The following is an 18,637-nucleotide window of genomic DNA, read 5'->3' as shown; positions in this document are numbered from 1 at the left end:
AAAGTTCTCCCAGTACTTAGATTGTGAAGGGTGCGTTTGGTGCGGTTGAAAGGTTTGGGTCAATCGGCTCGAATTCGCTCGATACAGCGAACTCTCACCGGTGCGGCTCGGGGGTTGTCTTCGATCTCGCTTGCCGACGCCTTTTCCGCACCTCTCGTGATGAGAGCAAAGTGCGGTTCATGCCCCGGAAGCTCCATCGGGAGCCCCGGTGGGGTTGTCGACTTCACGCGCTCCGCAAAGTCCTTCTTGACGATGCGGTCTTCCAGGCTCTGGTAGCTCATGAACACTGCACGCCCATCGACTGCGAGTGCATCGCAGACCTGTGGCAGTACATTTTCCAGAGCTTCAAGCTCACGATTTACCTCGATACGAAGAGCCTGAAACGTACGCTTGGCCGGGTGTCCGCCCTTGCGGCGAGATGCCGCCGGAATGGTTTCGTAGAGCAGCTCAACCAGACGGCCGGAGGTCGTAAACGGTTCCTTCTCCCGCTCACGCAGGATTGCCGAGGCGATCTTGCCGGCGAAGCGCTCGTCGCCGTAGGTCGATAGGATGCGCGCGATATCACCGTGCGAATAGGTATTGAGCACATCCGCTGCGGTAATCCCCTGGCTTGCATCCATGCGCATGTCCAGCGGGGCGTCGACTCGGTAGGCGAATCCACGATTGACCTGGTCAAGCTGCATCGAGGAAACACCGAGATCGAAAAGCGCACCTGCAATGCCCTTCTCAGCGGCGCGGGCGAGAATATCCTCCGCGCCACTTCCACCAGCGGCTGCAGGAATCTCACCACTGAGCACCTCGGCGAGCGAATCGAAACGCACACGGAAGGCTACAAAGCGATCACCGAAGCGCGCGAGACGCTCTTCTGCCCCTCGCAGTGCATTGTCATCGCGATCGAGTCCAATGACGCAGAGATTCGGGAACTGCTCCAGCAGATATTCCGTGTGCCCACCGGCACCAAGAGTGCCGTCGACAACTACTGCGTCGTCACCCAGTGCCTCGATGCCCGGGCGCAACAAATCAGTTACTCGATGAAGCAAAACGGGGACATGACCAAACTCGCCGGACTTGCGATCATCCGCAGGTGCCGATCCGTTCATTTCCCCCTCCTCACCGGGTATGTTTGCACTGGTCAGAGAATCTATCGAGTGTATTCCCGGTTTGCTTAACGACGAGTGCCGCGCCAGCAACCAGACCGCACCTCATGAGCACTACTGGGAATGCTGCTATCGGTGCTTAAAACAAAAAGCGGGGATGTTCACAGGGCCCCGCCTGACAGAACCTGGTATCGGGGAAGTACACCAGGGGCTATCAGGCAGAGTCCATGCGGACATTCCCTCTTTTCGGTTATTCCATGCGGTTTATAAAACGCCGAACAGCGAGTCATCCTCACCTTCGGAGAAATCAGCTTCATGCTCCGCCTGGTAGGCCTCCCAGGACTCTTTGTCCCAGATCTCCAGAAAGTCAATAGAGCCGATAACCACGCACTCCTTGGAGAGATTCGCGTACCGACGGTGATCCATCGATAACGTGATTCGCCCCGAACCATCGGGCCGCTGCTCATCGGTGCTCGCCGCAAGATTTCGGATGAAAGCTCGCGCCTTGGCATTCGTACGAGAGGCCTTAGTAGCCCGCTGAGCTAATTTGACGAACTCCTCTTTCGGATACACCGCCAGAGAATGATCCTGTCCCTTAGTGACCATCAGGCCACCTGCGAGATCCTCGCGGAACTTCGCCGGCAACGTCAGGCGCCCTTTGTCATCAAGCTTCGGCGTATAGGTGCCCAGAAACATGCGTCACTGGCCTCCTATCCCCGTGTCAACCTCAATGTCAACGCACAAACGCTTACCGAATTCAGGGATTTAGGCGTTGCCTTCAAGCAGAGCCAGAGGGCTGCGCTTTACCGCAGTGCCAAAATCTCGCCAAACCTTAAGCGCAAATCGGATATTCACTTCTGCAATGTTGACCAACCTCAATCAACATCACGCCCCACTTTACCCCACTATCTGCCACTATCAACACAAGAAGGAGAAAAATAGTCACAGCATCAGCGCAACCCCACCGCCAGGACATCCATTTTAACCCAGTTGACATGGGCTTTTAAAGAAAATCGTCGACAATTAAAGTGTGAACAAAAAGTGGGGCACCCACCCGCAACCCCACAGATAACGACGCCACACCAACCACATAGTTAACAACAGGCGGCCTGCACCCCAATACACACCACTTACCTACTAAAAACTATCCAGATTCAACCTGGTCGCCGGACTTAGCCCGCTGAACTGCAACTTTGTTTCGCCGGAGCCAAACTTTCAGGAATGCCGGCAACGACTGCAGATAAGAATTCCTCCATCCCAATGGCTAAGTGGGGGAAAGTGGGGACTCGTGGTGGGGCAAAGTGGGTGAGATCTTGTGGAGACGATTCGCGTCTAGAAAAACAAAAAAGTGAGGGCAAGCCACCGCTGGCTTGCCCTCACTTTTTATCTTTAAGGCCTGTCCCCTAACGCCCCTCGAAGCGGCCACGGAAACGCGATTCCAACGTGGAGTCACCAGAGGAACCACGACCACCCGAGGCTCCTCGACGACTCTTTGCCGCCCCGGACTTAGACTTTCCAAAGTTCAGCCCCGAAGCAGAACTAGACTTCTCCTGCCTACCGGCGCCAGTCAGAGCCCAAACGCCGGAACCGAACATAAGACCAAAGCCGGCTACCGACAACACAATGAACCAATTGCTCACAGAGAAAAGAGCGACGCCGCCAATCAGCATCAGCAGACCAAGGAGCATGAGCGCAAAAACCTGGATCGAAAACCCACGGGGGGCGCTGTTTTTCTCCGGAAAGCTGAACGCATTTCCGGCCATCGTCGAACTAAATTTAGGATCCTCAGCGTAGAGTGCAGACTCGATTTCGTCGAGCATCCGCTGTTCGTGCTCAGATAGTCCCACAATTCCTCCATCGCCTACTTGAGCATTGCCCACCGCGATACTGGCGAGCCTCGACCCTTCAACTAACAGTGCCGGTACAGCAAAGTTAATCACAGGCCACCTGCTGCTAACGCGGCGTCCGTTAGCTTCATTCTTACCCCTTCAACGGGTGACTCACCCCTATTGTTCCATGAATCCCAACAATCCCCCATTTATTTAGGAAAGCAACGCTCTAACACGCTCCCACCGGCTTACGCAGCCGCGGGCAGAACACCCAGCTCGGCCCGGACAGCCCCCAAGAATGCACAACTTAAATCCCACAACTCCTGTGCCCGCCGCGAGTCAATGCGACGCGAAATACCTAACCGGACTTCCTCACGCAGCGCGGTGAACTGCTCGAATTTGGTGACCCAGCTATCAAATTCGGGCTGCTCTTTCCTTAAACGCAACCAGGCACTCTGTGTTGCCGAACGACGACGCCTAACTGCTGAGCCCGAACGAGAGCCCGAGCCAGAACCCCCAGCCACCGATGCATCGTCGCGATTCAACAGCGCGCCTGCGCAGCGCAGTGCCGCACAGTAGGAAAGCTCCAGCATCTCATCAGAGCCAGCATTCCGAGCATTCACTAGCAGAGCCTCTGCCCGCCCCAGCAGCTCCAGCGATTGCTTTGAGACACCGACCGGGGCGACCGAACCCGACTGCGAAATCGCCCTAAACTCCACCACGTTCGACCTTGCCACCGCCCTGCTTCTCCTTTCACACAGCATTCACATGAGCACAGATTTTCCGCTTCTCCTTAGCGGGATTGACTGCAATTTATCCCCAACCCCGGACTGCGCCAGACACAGTTTCGAACACCTGTTCGACCCGATGTTATTGCAGTAATCTCACAACTAAGTTCGTCTAAGTCGCTAATCTGGTCACTGTGAAATACAGCGTGGTTCCGATGACAGCAGGAGACTTCAATCTCCGCCTGCAAGAAGCAGTGGCTCTCTACATCACCGCGATGCAGTACAACCCCGCAATCTTGCCCGGTCGTCTCCATGAATGGCAGAAGCAAACCACTCAACCCGGCTTCATGGCTGCTGCAGCCATAGCTCACCCCGAAGAGCTCTCCCCTGCCCAGGCTCTCCGCGACCCGCGCTGCAGGTTGGTTGGCATCGGCTACTGCCGCACAGGATTGGACACGCACTGGTGGTATCGCCAGGTAAGAGATGGACTGCTCATGGACGGGCGCTCGCTACCGGACGTCGTCAAGCTCTTGGGAAACTACGCCGAACTGTCTGAGATTCACATACATCCCAGCTTTCAGGGACGGGGACTCGGTAAACGGCTGCTCCGCGAGTTGGTCGATTCCCGCCCAGAGACGCGAGTTCTGTTGTCAACGCCGGAATACCCGAATGAGGCCAATAGGGCATGGCAGCTCTACCGCCAATTTGGTTTCAAGGATGTTTTAAGGAACTTTTATTTCACAGGGGACTCCCGTCCCTTTGCAGTTCTAGGAGTAGATCTTCCCCGTGACATCATCACCGAGTGAACCTTCCACACCACGTCGACGGCTTTCGCCTCTGCGCATTGCCACAGCAATGGCAGGGATTGCCGCCGTCCTGCCGCTCAGCGGCTGCTTTGACGCGCAGGCTGGCATTACCATTTCCGGCGATGACAGGGTCTCGGGCACAATTCACGTAACGCCCACGGAGGAAGTCCGTTCCCAATTTGAGCAGTGGCAAGTGCCGGAAGATCTCTCCGACCGCGTCTCACAGGGAGAAATCGACTCCTCCACGGGAAAGATGGAAGTCTCATTCAACGAGCTGCACTTCATTGAACTCACCGATACGCTCCGACAGCTTTCCGACGATCGCATAGACATCGACCTAGACCGTACCGGTGGCGGCAAGATTTCGATGAACGGTCACATGGATTTGACTCACCTGCCCGGCGCGAAGGTTGATTTCGTCGTCGCGTTCCCGGAGCAGGTTACTGACTCCAATGGCCGCCAGACCGAACCGAACAAGGTGGAGTGGCAGCTCGCCAGTGGCGAGAACCATAATGTATGGGCTTCGTCGCCGGCTGGATCCACCAAGCGGAATCAATTCCTCTTGTTTGCCGGTGTGACCACAGCCGCCGGTGTCCTGGCTTCAGTACTAGGCGTCCTGTGGGCGCGAAGAATCCGCGACATGCAGGACTTTTAGCAATTAAAAACCGCCGCGCAGCATATCCTGGCCGGTGCCCCATGCGGGTGCCATGCCGAGGTTGTGCAAAACCTCCTGGGAGGCGCGGGCGAAGTTCATAGTCATAAAGTGCAGCCCCGGCACGCCTTCGGCGATGAGACGCTCTGCCATGTTGGTCGAAAACTCGATACCAATCTTGCGAATCTCATCCTTATTGGCCTGCTCGTCACCATCTGCTGCCTTAATCAGGCGTTCCTCCAAATCGGATGGCAACTGAGCCCCTGAGAGCTCAACCTGCCTGCGCACTGAGCGCAGCGACGTAATCGGCATCAGCCCCGGAATGATGGGCTTGGCACCGTGCACTGGGTCGGCTTCCACCAGGCGGTCTCGAAGGCGCAAGTAGTGCTCAATATCGAAGAACATCTGAGTAATCGAGTATTCGGCTCCCGCGCGCAGCTTGGCCAGCGTGTACTGCGTGTCATGGTCCAAATCTGGCGAGCGGTAGTGTCCTTCCGGGAACGACGCAATGCCGATTTCAAATTTTTCGAACTCCGGCTCGGCCTTAATCAGCTCAATCAGCTCGCTGGCGTAGTGCAGACCACCCTCGGTCTCCATCCAAGGACCGAGGGGGTCTCCCGGCGGATCGCCACGCAGAACGAGCAGATTCGTCAGCCCCGCGCTGAGGTAAGAACGCAGGATTTCTCGCAGCTCGTCGACGGTGTGCTCTACCAATGTCAGGTGCACAAGCGTTGTAAGCGGCTGCTTCGAAACGCGCTGGGCGATTCGCAGGGTGCGGTCGCGGCTAGAACCACCGGCGCCGTAGGTCACGGATGCAAAGGAGGCACCAAGATCATGGAAAGCCTCAGCTGCTCGGAGAAGACGTTCCTCGGCCGCGTCGTCACGCGGGGGCATGAACTCGACCGAGAAGGGAATACTGCCCGCGCTCGGCATTGAAAGCGCCTGGCGGATTGTCACTTGGCGGCCTGGCGACAGTGGCATTGTTGAGGACATAGTCACTCATACTAAGCGGTGTCCTATTCTTGAGTCAGCATTACCCGTCATCGACGAGAGGCTCACATGAGCGAAGAACTGGATTTGGCCGCGCTACAGCCCCGCGAAGTACCAGCTACTGTTACCAAAACGCTGGAGAATTACCTCAAAAGCCGTGGCGACGATGTCGCGTCGGTCGATGCGGTGTACACCGAGGCCATAGATTCGCTCCACTCCTTCGTCCTCAATGGGGGCAAGCGCGTGCGTCCAGCCTTCGCCTGGCAGGGGTGGTTGGGGGCAGGCGGCCTCGAAGGCCGTTTCTCCCCAGCCGAGGATTCCCTGGCTGTGATGAACGCGGTGAGTGCCTTGGAACTCATTCAAGCCTGCGCACTCATTCATGACGACATCATCGATGACGCTGATACGCGCCGTGGCGCACCGACTATCCACAAGGTATTCGAGGCCAAGCACGAGGCCAATAGCTGGAATGGAGCCGCCGACCGCTTCGGTATTTCCGCCGCGATTCTCATTGGCGATGTCGCCCTGACCTGGGCTGATGACATGATGCACTCTTCAGGCCTCAGCTCGGAGGCGCTAACCCGCGCACTTGTCCCCTGGCGGGCGATGCGCACTGAAGTACTTGGCGGCCAACTGCTCGATATCACGGCCGAAGCCAGCCGGGACAGTCGCGTCGAGACCGCTGAGAAAATCAATCTGTTCAAGACCGCCGCCTACACCATCGAGCGGCCGCTCCACATTGGTGCTGCGATTGCCGGCGCCCCAGCGGAATTGGTTGAGGCCTACCGCAGCTTCGGCCGCGATATCGGTGTGGCATTCCAGCTCCGCGACGATCAGCTGGGTGTTTTCGGCGATCCCGAAGTCACGGGCAAGCCTGCCGGCGATGACCTCCGCGAGGGCAAGCGAACCGTACTGGTCGGCCAGGCTTTAAGCCTCTACCTCGATTCCGCACCTGAAAAGGCCCGCTTTATCGATGAACGCCTGGGAGCGGTCTCGTCTGCTGCAGATATTGATGAGCTACGAAATCTCATCGCTGATTCCGGCGCTGCCGATGCCGTCGAACGTGAAATTGACCGCCTGACCAGCCGCGCTTTCTCCACTATCGAGAATGCCGACCTGCCTGCAACGTCGCGCGAGAACCTCATTGCTATGGGCGTTCGCGCCACCGCTCGTCAGCATTAGACCAGGTGTTGCGTAGTCATGCCCGCTGCTTCCCCCACTCGTGCCCCCATTAATTCCCCGCGTCTGCGACGTGCGGTCACTCGTCCTCATAAGGGCTCCAAACCACGACTGACCATCATCGGCGCAGGCCTGTCCGGACTTACCGCCGCGCTCTACGCCATCGCCGATGGCTACGATGTCACCGTTGTCGAGCGGGGAAGTTTCGTCGGCGGACGCTGCGCCAGTGAACCCATCACAGTCGATATCGACGAGCAATCGCTCACCGCAGTCTTCGACACTGGCGCAACTGTATGGACCATGCCCTCGCTTGTCGACGATGCCCTCGCCGCCGTCGGCCTCTACGCGCGCGATATCGACCCGGGTTTTTCGGCCTCCCCAATCACGCCCACCTACCGTGCGGAATTTGCCACCCGCGGCGGACTCGACGTGTTTTCCAACGAAGACATGATGGCCGATGAACTCGCGCGCTTCGGTGCCTCTGACTCCACCGTCGCCGGTTACCGCAAACTTCGCACGTGGCTGCAAACTCTCTTCAATGCCTGCTTCGACAACTTCATGTCCCGCAGCTTTGACCGCGTTACGGACCTATTCACCGGGCCCGGCGCGCTTCGCGACCTCACTACGCTCCTCCGACTCGGTGCCTTCGGCGCCCTCGAACCTAAGATTCGTGCCTTCCTCGGAGATAATGATCTCGCTCGCGTTTTCAGCTTCCAGGCGCTTTACGCAGGTGTGCCTCCCGCTAAGGCCCGTGCGGTCTACGGCTGCATTTCCCACATGGATACCTCGATGGGGGTTTACTATCCGCACTCCCCCGCATTTGGTTCGGGTATAGGCGCCGTCAGCGAGTTGCTCGCCGAGGCCGTCCGTCGAGCTGGCGGAACCATCGACTTCGGCGTTGATGTCACTGGGCTGAAAGTTGACGAAGCAGGCTTTGTCTCCGCCATCACCACGGCAACTGGCGAGCGTCCCACCGATGCCGTCATCGCTACGACCGATTTACCTGTGGTGCAGAGCTGGCTTCACGACGCGGCTACCTCTGCCGCCGGTAGCTCATCGAAGCGGCGAGGCCTTCGGAGCGTCGTAAAGCGGACGGGAGCGCGACGGTTGTTCCCAGTTCGATTTTCTCCATCGGCGGTGGTGGCGCACGGGCTGATTCCGGTTTCGGAGACTGCGACGTGGCCGAAGCGGCATCACCTGATTTCGTTTGGCGAAAAGTGGAACGAAACCTTTGAGGAGATCTCGTCACCGCGTCATGGAAAGCTAATGTCGGACCCATCATTGCTGGTCACCCGGCCTGCGGTGAGCGCGCCGGAGCGTATTGTCACAGATGCGAACGGCGTGCAGTGGGAGCCCGTCAGTGTGCTCGCGCCGTGCCCCAACTTGCAGTCGGCCAATCTGATCTGGTCACGAATCGGTGGGGACTACGTTGCGAAAATAACCGCTGAGCTGGAGCGGCGCGGACTGACCGGGATTTCTACGAAGTGGCGAGTCGGTCGGATCGATACCCCTCAGCAGTGGCAAGAACGCGACATGGGCGTTGGCTCGCCGTTTGGGCTGGCGCATCTGTTCCGACAGACGGGGCCGTTCCGTCCCCGCAACTTCTCTCCGAAGATGCCAAAGAATCTGACGCTGGCGGGATCGACGACGGTGCCGGGGGTTGGCGTGCCGACGGTCATGATTTCGGGACGACTTGCGGCACAGCGGTTTGAAACGCCTTAGCTCATGAATGTCTCCCGGATGTCTGCCGGTGGTCACTGACCAACTAGGATTAATGCATCAGCAATGTATCGATTGTTTAGGTTGACATGAATTTATCGCGGAGTGCTCAGCTGGGTGTCTACGGTGGCATCCTCATTGCTCTGGGCTCCTACGGTTCCGGTGCGAATCGCTACCGTGGCGGCCTTGTCCACGCTCTGGGACTCGACTGGATCACCTACGGTCACGGTCAGATTTTCTGTGAGATTGTGATTTGGGTAGGTATCGCCCTGCTGCTTATCTCGTGGCTGCGCATCGGGCGGGAACTGCTGTTCTCGAAGGGGACCATCCGGGACATTGTGGCCGGTTCTGCCCATGATGGCGACGCAGCAGACGCTGCGGTTCCAGCGAACGCTGGCGGCGATGAGTCCACGTTGCGTCGGTTCAATTCAATCCTGATGGCCTGGGCAATTCCCCTCGCGCTGGCCGCACCGCTGTTCTCTCGCGATGTCTATTCGTATCTCATGCAGGGCGCGATGGTCCGCGATGGGTTTGATCCCTACACTGAGGGAGCTGCAGCCAATCCAGGGCCGATGCTGCTGGAGGTATCCGCAGATTGGCGGAATACCACCACCCCGTATGGCCCGCTGCATCTGGGAATTGGCGAGGTCATCACGCGGATTGTCGGCGACAACATCACCGTCGGCGTGATTCTCTACCGCATTGTGTGTCTGCTGGGCTTCGCCGCCATTGTCTGGTCGATCCCGCGAATCGCCCGGGAGCTTGGAGCAAATCCGGCTTTCGCACAGTGGCTCGGTGTGCTCAATCCACTGGTGCTACTGCATCTGATTGCGGGTATGCACAACGAGGCACTGATGGTCGGATTGGTCAGCCTGGCACTAGTCGCCGCACTGCACATGGAGCGCATGCGGGGTGGCCTGGTCGCTGCTGTCCTCATCGGAATTGGCGTCGCGCTGAAAGCCACCGCTGTCCTGGCGCTGCCCTTCGTCGTGTGGATTGTGTTGACCAGGCGCGAGCCCATCGCCACGGTTCAAGAGATGCTGCGCAAGATTCCGGCGATTGCCGGTGTGGGCATCGTGTTGGTCGCAGTTTGCGTCGGCACGCTTGCAGTGGTGACGTGGCTGACCGGCTCGAGCTGGGGCTGGATTTCCGAGATCAGTGGCAATACCAAGGTGATTAACCCCCTGGCAGCACCGTCAGCGGTCGCTGGTGTGATCTCGGGCGTCATGGCGTGGTTCAACGACGACATCGGTTTCAATGTCATCGTCAGCCACACACGCGTGGTCTCCTCTATCATCATGCTGGTGGGACTCGTGATCTCCTGGTTCTACTTCCGAGCCACCCCTCGTAACAATGTCGCTGGCATGATTGCCGCCTACGTGGTGGCCTGCGTATTTAATGCCGTGGCACTTCCCTGGTACTACGCCAGCTTATTGACTCCCATGGGAACGATTCGCCCGCCACGGTGGGTGGTTCAAGGCACCGTGTTGTTCACATTCATCCTGTCGCTGTCCTTCGCCGGCGGCGGCAATCACCGCTTCTACGACGTGCCCTGGATGGTTATCATCACCGTTCTCGGCTGGCTGGCCGTCGGCTGGCTGACCACTGGAAAATTCAGCTGGAAGTACTCGTGGCGCGACGAAAAAACCGCCGCAGACACGGATTCCACAGTGGCGCCCCTGTCGCGGTCAACCGAGGTCGCATAGTTGTCCATGCCCGCCCCACAGCCTCTCTCGACCATCGCGCTGCCACAGTCCTACGAGCTCTGCCGCGATATTATGGCCTCCCACGGTCGCACGTATTCCCTGGCCACGCGACTGTTGGCACCCTGCCAACAGCGTGCGGTGTGGTCTCTCTACGCCTGGGCACGCATCGTCGATGACTACGTCGACTGCCCCGCCGACGCCGACCGCTCCCCCACGCACATCGAAGCCACGGTCATACGTTTAAGCGAGCTTTTCCACTCAGCTGTCGTCATCGGTTCGCTTGACGACGTCCACCGCGACCGCGACCGTGCCGTCATCTCGGCGGCCGCACAGACTTTTCGCGACTACGACATCGATCCACAGCTCTCTGCGGACTTTGTTCACTCCATGTTGATGGACGTGCCCGACACATCGTGCCACATTGCGCATTTTGAAACATGGGAGCAACTCGACTCGTATATGTGGGGCTCCGCAGCAGTCATCGGCCTTGAGATGATGCCCATCCTAGGCACCCGCACAGGGGTCTCCCGTGAGGAAGCCACTCCCTACGCAGAGCTCCTGGGAAAAGCCTTTCAGGTGACGAATTTCCTCCGCGACATCGCCGAGGATTTTCGCCGTGGCCGTATTTACCTACCACTGAATGAGTGGGAGGCCTTCGGAGTGGGTACCGAGGAGATCGGCTACTGTGCCGCCACGGGACAGACGACCCCGGCGGTACGTCAGGCATTGGCCTTCTTCATCGCTCGCAACCGCGCCCTCTATGCCGAAGCCAGCAGCGGCGTGGACATGTTAGAGGTGCCAGGGCGTCAGGCTATCCGTGCCGCGGAGATTCTCTACTCAGACATTCTCGGCGAAATTGAGCGCATGAACTACAACGTCTTTGCGCAACGCGCTCAAGTGGGACGCGCTCGAAAAGCAAAAATCGCCCTCCCGCTGCTTTTCACAGCAGTGGCCGGGCGATTACGACAGGAGCTATCGCGGGCGTAGGACGGCGGGCGTAGGACGCCGTCCGGGTCTTTACAACGCCATAGCCTGTGCGCGGCGCATTACTTCGCGTGCAAGGTGACCGTGTAGGGCGTCCACCGGACGTCCAGGCAGAGATTCATCTTCGGTGAATAGCCACTCCAGCGTTTCTTCTCGCGTGTAGCCGCCGTCGGCAAGCAATGCGAGTGCGCCAGGTACAAAACGCGCGACCTCGTCATCTTCAAAGAAGCGGGCGGGAATTTGTGCAATGCCGTCGCGGTGGACTGCAATAAGGCGCCCCTCCTGCAGCAACGCGTGAATTCGGGTGACGGTGACGCCAATGAGGTCAGCGGCATCAGGCAGCGCAAGAGTGGGTTCGTCGGCGCTCAGGACATCGTGGCAAGTTGGAATCTTTCTCACACTGGTCACTTTAGCGCGTTGGCCTTGCAGTAGGTACGTCCCCATATACTTATTAGAAGCAACTGATTGGAACAGGGAAGGCTGGTTTATGTCGCAGCTTGTCGAGGGGCAGATTCTCGATGGTCGCTACCGTATCGGAGCCACCATCGCACACGGTGGCATGAGCACCGTGTACTGCGCCACCGATTTGCGGCTCGATCGCAGGGTGGCCGCAAAGGTCATGGATCCGCGTTTTGTCGACGACGAGTCTTTCCGCATCCGCTTCGAACGTGAGGCCCGCGCGGTCGCGCACCTCAATGACGAGTCGCTCGTCAACGTCTACGACCAGGGCACGGACCCGGCGGGGCATGTTTTCCTCATTATGGAATTCGTCGACGGTGGGACCCTCCGCGAGCTGCTCCGTCAGCGCGGTCCGATGCCTCCACATGCAGCTGCCGTCGTAATGCGCTCGGTTTTGCGCGCCCTATCGGTGGCGCATTCCCGCGGCATGGTGCACCGAGATATCAAGCCGGAAAATGTGCTGATTGCCTCGGACGGGCGAGTGAAGCTGGCGGACTTCGGTCTAGTGCGCGCGGCCGCTGATGCCAAGGTGACCTCTAACTCGGTCATCGTCGGCACCGTCGCTTATCTGGCTCCGGAGCAGGTCACGGGTGAATCCATCTCCCCTGCCTCCGATGTGTATGCGGCGGGTATTTTGCTCTTTGAGCTGCTTACCGGCACCACGCCATTCATCGCCGATTCTTCGCTCGGCGTTGCCATGAAGCGATTGAACGAAGATGTCCCGCCACCCTCGGAGCTCATCGACGGCGTTCCCGAGGAGTTCGACGAGTTGGTCGCCCGCGCTTGTTCCCGCAGGCCGGAGGATCGGTTTGAGACGGCCGAGGAATTCGGTGACGCACTCGAAGACATTGCGGACAAACTCGCGCTGCCACCATTCCGCGTGCCATCGCCCGTCAATTCAGCAGCCGCCAACGCTGCCGCCATGGAGGGGCTCACAGAGGACTTCCACCGACCGGGCAACGACCATTTCGATGACAGACACGGCACCGCAGAGACGGCACCCGAGCGCTTCGGTCACGACGGCTATGGCTTCTCGACGGACGCACCCGGTAGCCCCGTTTCTTCCCGACCACCGGGACCACCAAACGTTTTCGATGATTTCGACGACCCGGATGCGGGGCGGACACGCACTTTCGATCGCTATGACGAGTACAACCCCACTGGCTGGGAATCCCCGGAGCCGTCTGGTGGAGCTCTCGTACCAGCCGACGTTCCAGGCGCTCCGGAATATCCGCTGCCGCCGGACACTCAGGGCCCACAGCACCCACAGCATCCGCAGCCGCGATCTGCTCAGACTCAGACGCCTAAGAGCCGTCGAGCTACCCGACAGCGGACGCGCCGTGGATGTGCATTGTGGCTGATTATCGCCCTGGTTGCCACGTTGGGCATGGGGCTTGGCGCATGGTGGCTGGGCTCTGGCCGTTACGGCGAAGTGCCCTCTATCACTGGGCTGTCGCAACCACAGGCGATGACCGCAATCAGTGAGGCGGGCTTTGAACCGGTGGTTGATGAGCGCTACGACAACGATGTCGCAGTGTCCCAGATTATTGGCTCGGACCCCCTGGCTGGAGCGCGGGTTGTCCGCGGTGATGATGTTCGCGTGCTGGTCAGCCTCGGCCGCCCGACAGTGCCCGCATATCCCGCGAACCACTCAAAGGAAGTATTCAGCGCTGCCCTAGCTAAGCGGACGTTGAAAGAAGAGGTCGGAGACCCCGTCTTTTCCGATGATGTCTCCACCGGCGGCTTGGTCTTTGCGGTTCCTGCTCCAGGACAGACCGTCGAAGTTGGCTCGGTTGTGACTGTGCATTACTCCAAGGGGCCAGCACCGGTGAAGGTGCCAAAAATCGTGGGCCTTCAAGAGGATGAAGCTCGTGAGCTGTTGAGTAAGGCCGGACTGGAAGTCCGGGAGGTATCGGCGGAGTTCTCCTCCTCTGCTGAGCCGGAAGAGGTTCTTTCCGTGTCTCCTGAGGAAGGCACTGGCCTCGAACGCGGTAGTTCTGTGACGTTGACCATTAACAACGGCATCGAAGTGCCCAATGTAGTGGGCAAGTCGGAAGATACTGCTCGCCAAATACTGCAGCGCGAGGGCATTGAGGTAAGCGAAGTAAAGGACGCGTCCTCCTCCTCGCGCGACTACGGCCGTGTCGACGCAGTCTCACCGAGTGCAGGTCGTCTGGTTAACCCCAATGATGCGACTGTCACGCTGACCGTGTCCAGAGCAGTGAAGGTTCCGCAGCTGCTGGGTAAAACTGTTGCGCAGGCACGTCGTGAAGCGGAGAAACAGCATCTTCAGCTCGACATCGACGGCTCTGCGAACGATGACGATCGCATCGTATTGCAGTCACCCCGACCGGGCGCTAAGGCCACGGCGGGTGACAGCATTTCGGTCAGCACTCTGTAAAAAAGTGCGGCGCTCTACTGAGTGCGGTGCTGCACTAGCTGGGCTAGTTGTACCTAGCTGAGCTGGTTGCAACTAGTTGCGCAGCATCTCGGCAACCAGGAAGGCCAGCTCCAGCGACTGCTGAGTGTTCAAACGCGGGTCGCAGGCGGATGCGTAACGGCCTGGCAGATCGACATCGGAAATGTCCTGCGCGCCACCGAGGCACTCAGTGACATCTTCGCCGGTCAGCTCCACGTGGATACCACCCGGGTGCGAGCCGATCGAGCGGTGCACCTCGAAGAAGCCCTGAACTTCGTCGACAATGCGGTCGAAGTGGCGGGTCTTGTAACCATTGGAGGCCGAGTAAGTGTTGCCGTGCATCGGATCGCACTGCCAAATGACCTTATGACCAGAAGCTTCCACAGCCTCAACGATGGGAGGCAGCACGGAGCGAACCTTGTCATTGCCCAGACGCGAAGTCAGGGTCAGGCGACCAGGCTGGAAGAACGGGTCGAGCTTGTCGGCGTAAGCGACAGCCTCCTCCGGCGTGGTGGTCGGGCCAATCTTCACACCGACGGGGTTGCCAATCATGGCAGCCAGGTTGATGTGGAAGTCCTCAATACCACGGGTGCGCTCACCAATCCACAGCTGATGCGCGGAGAGGTTGAACAGCTCCTGATTGCCATCGTTTTCAGACAGGCGCAGCATAGCGCGCTCGTAGTCAACAACCAGTGCCTCATGCGAGCAGTAAATTTGCGCGGTCTGCAGGTTCGAGTCCGCAACACCACAGGCAGCCATGAACCGCAGTGCGTGATCAATCTCGCGTGCCAGGTCCTCGTAGCGGGCACCAGCCGGCGAGTTGCTGACGAACTCACGGTTCCACTCGTGCAGACGATGCAGGTCAGCGGTGCCCGAACCTGTCAGTGCACGTACCAGGTTCATCGCCGCAGACGCATTGGCGTAAGCACGCACCATTCGAGCTGGGTCGTGAACTCGAGCTTCTTCAGTCGGCTCAACGCCGTTGACCATGTCGCCGCGGTAGCTAAGCAAGCCGTCGCCGTCGATGTCCTTCGAGCGCGGCTTAGCGTACTGACCAGCGATACGAGCCATCTTTACAACCGGGGTGGATGCGCCGTAGGTCAGCACAACGGCCATCTGCAGCAAGGTCTTCACATTGGCGCGAATGTGCGGCTCAGTATTGGACTCAAAGGTCTCCGCACAATCACCGCCCTGCAGCAGGAAGGCCTTACCATTAGCGACGTCGGCAAGCTCCTGACGAAGCTTACGAACCTCAGGCGCGACCACAATTGGCGGCACCGATTCGAGAATGCGACGCACGTTAGCAGCGGCGCGGGCATCCCAGCTTGGCTGCTGTAGGGCTTGGCGGGATACGACATCAGCAAAGCGCTCAGCCATGTCGCCGGGAAGCGGTGGCAGATCGGGCAGGTCATCTACAGGGAGATCAATAGTCCAACTCACAGAAGTTCATTGTAGTGCCCCTGCCAGAAGGGTGTTAGTCAGGTCACCAAATATTCGCATTCCGCTGCTTAATCAAGCGGCAACTTCTGGGCAATCTTTTGAAACTTCAGCAGATTGTGCTGGGCATCTGCCAGCGCATCGTGCTTACCTGCAGTCTGTTTTGGTAACCGTGGCTTGCCCGCCATCTCCCAGTACTGCTTGAGTTCACGGGTATAGCGCGGCATGAACTGCGGCAGCTTGGTCATATCGCCCCAAAGCTGCACCAACGCAATATGGTCGTAGGCGCCTACCCAGGCCCACAGCTCTGGACTGCCCGTACCGGGTTCGGTGAAAAATGCCAGCAGTTCCTCGCGGATCGTGTCCCGGTTCTTCCACAGCGGAGATGAGGGATTGGGCAGCTGATTGAGCACATTGGCCCGCACCCACGGCCCAGCCTTGCTCTCGTTGAACTCGGTAGACACCGCGTAGTACTCGCGGCCGTCCTCAGCTACGACACCGATGGAGACAAGATCAATAGTCTTGCCGTCTTCAATAAACTCGGTGTCATAAAAATAACGCACGGTGTGGAATCCTCTCCAGCCTCGGCCTCGCGTCGGCTACCTCGCGACCAAAAGACCGCGGAGCCCTACCGAGCAAATCTTCCCCATGCACCGAATCGCCTTAGGAAGTGTGCAGCCCCACTGTCGCGAAAACTATCTGCGCCTTATTATTCTAGCGAGCGCGTCGGAACCAGCGACGAGGGGTCGGCTTCGGCCCCGGAGCCGGAAAAGTCAGCTCTCCCCCCGGCTCGGTTCCCGCTGGATAGCCGTTGCCGGCCTCCAAGGACTTCTTCACATCAGTCGCATAGGCATCGACATATTCCTGACCCGAAAGCTTCTGAATTTCCTTAATCAGGTCATCCGTCAGTGCCCTGGCCGCTTCATACTCATCGCTGTACTTGGCTTTGTACTCCGACGGATCAATCGGATCGCCGATAATCGTGCCCACCTTCACCGGACGAGGAATCCACGAGCCAATCGGGTTGGCCTTCTCCGTATCAATCATCGCCATTGGGAACACCGGCACACCGGCCTCCAGTGCTACACGTGCCGCACCGGTTTTCCCGCGGTACAGTCGACCATCCGGACTACGAGTGCCCTCCAAAGAAATGCCCAGCAGATCACCGCGTGACAGCACCTTCAAGCCTGCATTCAGCGCATCGCGGGCTGCATCACCAGAGGTACGGTCAATCGGCACCTGCCCCACCGAGGAGAAGAAGAACTTCTGAATACCGCCGACAAAGCCCGGCGTGGTGAAGTACTCTGCCTTCGCCAGGAACGTCAGCTGACGGCGGCAGACCAGTGGGAAGAAAAAGTGATCCATCACAGCAAGGTGGTTCGACGCCATCAGCGCTGGACCTTCCTGAGGAATCTTCTCACCACCGATGTAATACGGGCGATTATAAATCCGCAGCCAAGGGCCAATGAGGATGTACTTAAAGAACTTGTACCAGCGATTATTCACAGTTTAAAACTATACAGGTTCACGTGGCCCGGCGATCCATCTCCGCAGCCATTCCCCCACCTTTTCGCGGGCGAATTCCCCTGCAATCCCCCCAATTGACGCTTTACGACGATGCCGCACCCTCGGCAGCCACAACGCTGCGCGCAATATCCGCCGCACCGATCAACCCAGCATCCGCACCTAGTTCAGCGACCCGCACATCCGCTACCGGACGATAGCCAGTACCGGTGAGATTGCGGGCAAACTCGGCCTTGGCCTTGTCCAGGTATAGATCAGACGCCGAGGCAACACCGCCACCGATAACAATCAATTCCGGATCAAAGACATCGCCCACCATCGACAGGCCACGCCCCAGCCAGGTAGCAAAGTCATCAATCGCAGCTAGAGCCAATTCATCCCCCTGGCGAGCAGCCGAGACGACATCGGTACCAGTTACCGAGCCGGCCACGAGCCCGTCGGTAAGCCGCGAGAAGTAGCGACCGGATCCAGAGAGTTCCTGAGCGGTGGTAACCAACGCCGTACCCGAGCAGTAACGCTCCAAGCAACCACGCTTTCCGCAGGAGCAAGGACGACCATCCGGCACAACGGTGAGGTGGCCGAATTCCGGCGCCGTGCCGTACGCGCCACGGTAAATCTCACCACCCTGCATCATCGCGCCGCCGATTCCCGTACCCAGCGCAAACAGCACCCAATTATCCGCACCGCGAGCCGCACCAAAGCGATACTCACCCCAGGCGGCCGAGTTGGCATCGTGCTCAAGCTGCAGCGGACATGGGAGAAGCAAGGATAAACGCTTGACGACGTTCGCATCGCGCCACGGCAGATGCGGGGCAAAACGAACCGTCTGGCGGTCAGAATCCAAAAAACCAGCTACAGCTAAACCGATGGCGCTGACATCTGGAAAGCGTTCAACCAAGCGCTCGGATGTCTGGACAATGCCACGTTCAATGGCATCCACACTGCCGTCAGAACTAGTCTGAACTCGATACAGCACCTGCCCATCAGCGCTGACCACTGCAGCGCGCAGGTTTGTTCCACCAATATCAAAACCGATAGCCGGGCGATCAGCGGCGTCGGACTCGTCTGAGCTCGGATGAATCGGAATATCGGTGGACATAACAGTTGA

17 protein-coding genes are annotated in these 18,637 nt (G+C 58.8%); 7 read left to right on the top strand and 10 right to left on the bottom strand.

Features of this window, described 5'->3' with window-relative positions:
- Positions 1-59: 59 nt before the first annotated feature.
- The 4 genes from rsmH to ADM64_RS01330 form a co-directional block, all read right to left on the bottom strand.
- Positions 60-1,100, bottom strand: coding sequence for a 16S rRNA (cytosine(1402)-N(4))-methyltransferase RsmH (gene rsmH / locus ADM64_RS01345; protein ID WP_049170260.1), 1,041 nt, complete (start codon positions 1,098-1,100; stop codon positions 60-62).
- Positions 1,101-1,361: 261 nt separating this feature from the next.
- Entirely contained in the window at positions 1,362-1,793 is a 432-nt protein-coding gene (gene mraZ, locus ADM64_RS01340; RefSeq protein ID WP_005510286.1) for a division/cell wall cluster transcriptional repressor MraZ, read from the bottom strand.
- A gap of 707 nt (positions 1,794-2,500) precedes the next feature.
- Positions 2,501-2,944 (bottom strand): DUF3040 domain-containing protein, encoded by a 444-nt coding sequence (locus ADM64_RS01335; RefSeq protein WP_049192945.1) that lies wholly within the window; start codon positions 2,942-2,944, stop codon positions 2,501-2,503.
- Between the two features lie 230 nt (positions 2,945-3,174).
- Positions 3,175-3,663, bottom strand: coding sequence for an SAV_6107 family HEPN domain-containing protein (locus tag ADM64_RS01330; RefSeq protein WP_049192944.1), 489 nt, complete (start codon positions 3,661-3,663; stop codon positions 3,175-3,177).
- 206 nt (positions 3,664-3,869) lie between these two features.
- Here ADM64_RS01330 and ADM64_RS01325 point away from each other — a divergent pair, with 206 nt between their 5' ends.
- Positions 3,870-4,460, top strand: coding sequence for a GNAT family N-acetyltransferase (locus ADM64_RS01325; RefSeq protein WP_049182147.1), 591 nt, complete (start codon positions 3,870-3,872; stop codon positions 4,458-4,460).
- Entirely contained in the window at positions 4,441-5,115 is a 675-nt protein-coding gene (locus ADM64_RS01320; protein ID WP_049192943.1) for an LppM family (lipo)protein, read from the top strand. Before ADM64_RS01325 ends, ADM64_RS01320 begins: the two co-directional genes overlap by 20 nt.
- Before the next feature lie 3 nt (positions 5,116-5,118).
- Here ADM64_RS01320 and metF read toward each other — a convergent pair whose 3' ends face one another.
- The gene (metF, locus tag ADM64_RS01315; protein WP_049192942.1) at positions 5,119-6,105 is read right to left on the bottom strand and encodes a methylenetetrahydrofolate reductase [NAD(P)H]; all 987 of its coding nucleotides are present in this window, start codon (positions 6,103-6,105) and stop codon (positions 5,119-5,121) included.
- Between the two features lie 66 nt (positions 6,106-6,171).
- Between metF and ADM64_RS01310 the strand changes: the two genes are divergently transcribed.
- The 4 genes from ADM64_RS01310 to ADM64_RS01295 all read left to right on the top strand — a co-directional run bounded on the left by ADM64_RS01310 (position 6,172) and on the right by ADM64_RS01295 (position 11,693).
- On the top strand, positions 6,172-7,284 hold the full coding sequence (locus tag ADM64_RS01310; protein WP_049170256.1) for a polyprenyl synthetase family protein: 1,113 nt from the start codon (positions 6,172-6,174) through the stop codon (positions 7,282-7,284).
- Between the two features lie 18 nt (positions 7,285-7,302).
- Positions 7,303-9,003 carry a phytoene desaturase family protein gene (gene crtI, locus ADM64_RS01305; protein ID WP_048731199.1) on the top strand — a complete coding sequence of 567 codons (1,701 nt, stop codon included), beginning with the start codon at positions 7,303-7,305 and terminating at the stop codon, positions 9,001-9,003.
- Positions 9,004-9,089: 86 nt separating this feature from the next.
- Positions 9,090-10,706, top strand: a complete 1,617-nt coding sequence (locus ADM64_RS01300) for an alpha-(1->6)-mannopyranosyltransferase A (RefSeq protein WP_049192941.1) — start codon at positions 9,090-9,092, stop codon at positions 10,704-10,706.
- Positions 10,707-10,712: 6 nt separating this feature from the next.
- Positions 10,713-11,693, top strand: a complete 981-nt coding sequence (locus ADM64_RS01295; protein WP_049192940.1) for a phytoene/squalene synthase family protein — start codon at positions 10,713-10,715, stop codon at positions 11,691-11,693.
- A 30-nt stretch (positions 11,694-11,723) separates the two neighbouring features.
- Here ADM64_RS01295 and ADM64_RS01290 read toward each other — a convergent pair whose 3' ends face one another.
- Positions 11,724-12,098 (bottom strand): Rv2175c family DNA-binding protein, encoded by a 375-nt coding sequence (locus tag ADM64_RS01290; RefSeq protein ID WP_005510311.1) that lies wholly within the window; start codon positions 12,096-12,098, stop codon positions 11,724-11,726.
- Between the two features lie 79 nt (positions 12,099-12,177).
- Here ADM64_RS01290 and ADM64_RS01285 point away from each other — a divergent pair, with 79 nt between their 5' ends.
- Positions 12,178-14,550 (top strand): Stk1 family PASTA domain-containing Ser/Thr kinase, encoded by a 2,373-nt coding sequence (locus ADM64_RS01285; RefSeq protein WP_049192939.1) that lies wholly within the window; start codon positions 12,178-12,180, stop codon positions 14,548-14,550.
- A gap of 72 nt (positions 14,551-14,622) precedes the next feature.
- On the opposite strand, the gene ADM64_RS01280 is transcribed toward ADM64_RS01285, so the two are convergent.
- The 4 genes from ADM64_RS01280 to ADM64_RS01265 all read right to left on the bottom strand — a co-directional run bounded on the left by ADM64_RS01280 (position 14,623) and on the right by ADM64_RS01265 (position 18,628).
- On the bottom strand, positions 14,623-16,008 hold the full coding sequence (locus tag ADM64_RS01280; protein WP_049182155.1) for a class II 3-deoxy-7-phosphoheptulonate synthase: 1,386 nt from the start codon (positions 16,006-16,008) through the stop codon (positions 14,623-14,625).
- A gap of 68 nt (positions 16,009-16,076) precedes the next feature.
- Complete coding sequence (locus tag ADM64_RS01275; RefSeq protein WP_016423018.1) at positions 16,077-16,568, bottom strand: polyadenylate-specific 3'-exoribonuclease AS; 492 nt, start codon at positions 16,566-16,568, stop codon at positions 16,077-16,079.
- Positions 16,569-16,719: 151 nt separating this feature from the next.
- Positions 16,720-17,511 (bottom strand): lysophospholipid acyltransferase family protein, encoded by a 792-nt coding sequence (locus ADM64_RS01270; protein WP_038625849.1) that lies wholly within the window; start codon positions 17,509-17,511, stop codon positions 16,720-16,722.
- A gap of 103 nt (positions 17,512-17,614) precedes the next feature.
- The gene (locus ADM64_RS01265; protein WP_049192938.1) at positions 17,615-18,628 is read right to left on the bottom strand and encodes an ROK family glucokinase; all 1,014 of its coding nucleotides are present in this window, start codon (positions 18,626-18,628) and stop codon (positions 17,615-17,617) included.
- Positions 18,629-18,637 lie beyond the last annotated feature (9 nt).

Source organism: Corynebacterium sp. 401_CJEI, from assembly GCF_001076435.1.
Lineage (GTDB): Bacteria > Actinomycetota > Actinomycetes > Mycobacteriales > Mycobacteriaceae > Corynebacterium > Corynebacterium jeikeium_D.
The sequence above is the reverse complement of the archived record's forward strand: the minus strand, read 5'-3'. Positions and strand labels throughout refer to the sequence as shown.

Coding starts and splice junctions, on each gene's coding strand:
- rsmH (WP_049170260.1), bottom strand. CDS start 1,100: ATGAACGGATCGGCACCTGCGGATGATCGCAAGTCCGGCGAGTTTGGT.
- mraZ (WP_005510286.1), bottom strand. CDS start 1,793: ATGTTTCTGGGCACCTATACGCCGAAGCTTGATGACAAAGGGCGCCTG.
- ADM64_RS01325 (WP_049182147.1), top strand. CDS start 3,870: ATGACAGCAGGAGACTTCAATCTCCGCCTGCAAGAAGCAGTGGCTCTC.
- metF (WP_049192942.1), bottom strand. CDS start 6,105: ATGTCCTCAACAATGCCACTGTCGCCAGGCCGCCAAGTGACAATCCGC.
- ADM64_RS01310 (WP_049170256.1), top strand. CDS start 6,172: ATGAGCGAAGAACTGGATTTGGCCGCGCTACAGCCCCGCGAAGTACCA.
- crtI (WP_048731199.1), top strand. CDS start 7,303: ATGCCCGCTGCTTCCCCCACTCGTGCCCCCATTAATTCCCCGCGTCTG.
- ADM64_RS01300 (WP_049192941.1), top strand. CDS start 9,090: ATGAATTTATCGCGGAGTGCTCAGCTGGGTGTCTACGGTGGCATCCTC.
- ADM64_RS01295 (WP_049192940.1), top strand. CDS start 10,713: ATGCCCGCCCCACAGCCTCTCTCGACCATCGCGCTGCCACAGTCCTAC.
- ADM64_RS01285 (WP_049192939.1), top strand. CDS start 12,178: ATGTCGCAGCTTGTCGAGGGGCAGATTCTCGATGGTCGCTACCGTATC.
- ADM64_RS01265 (WP_049192938.1), bottom strand. CDS start 18,628: ATGTCCACCGATATTCCGATTCATCCGAGCTCAGACGAGTCCGACGCC.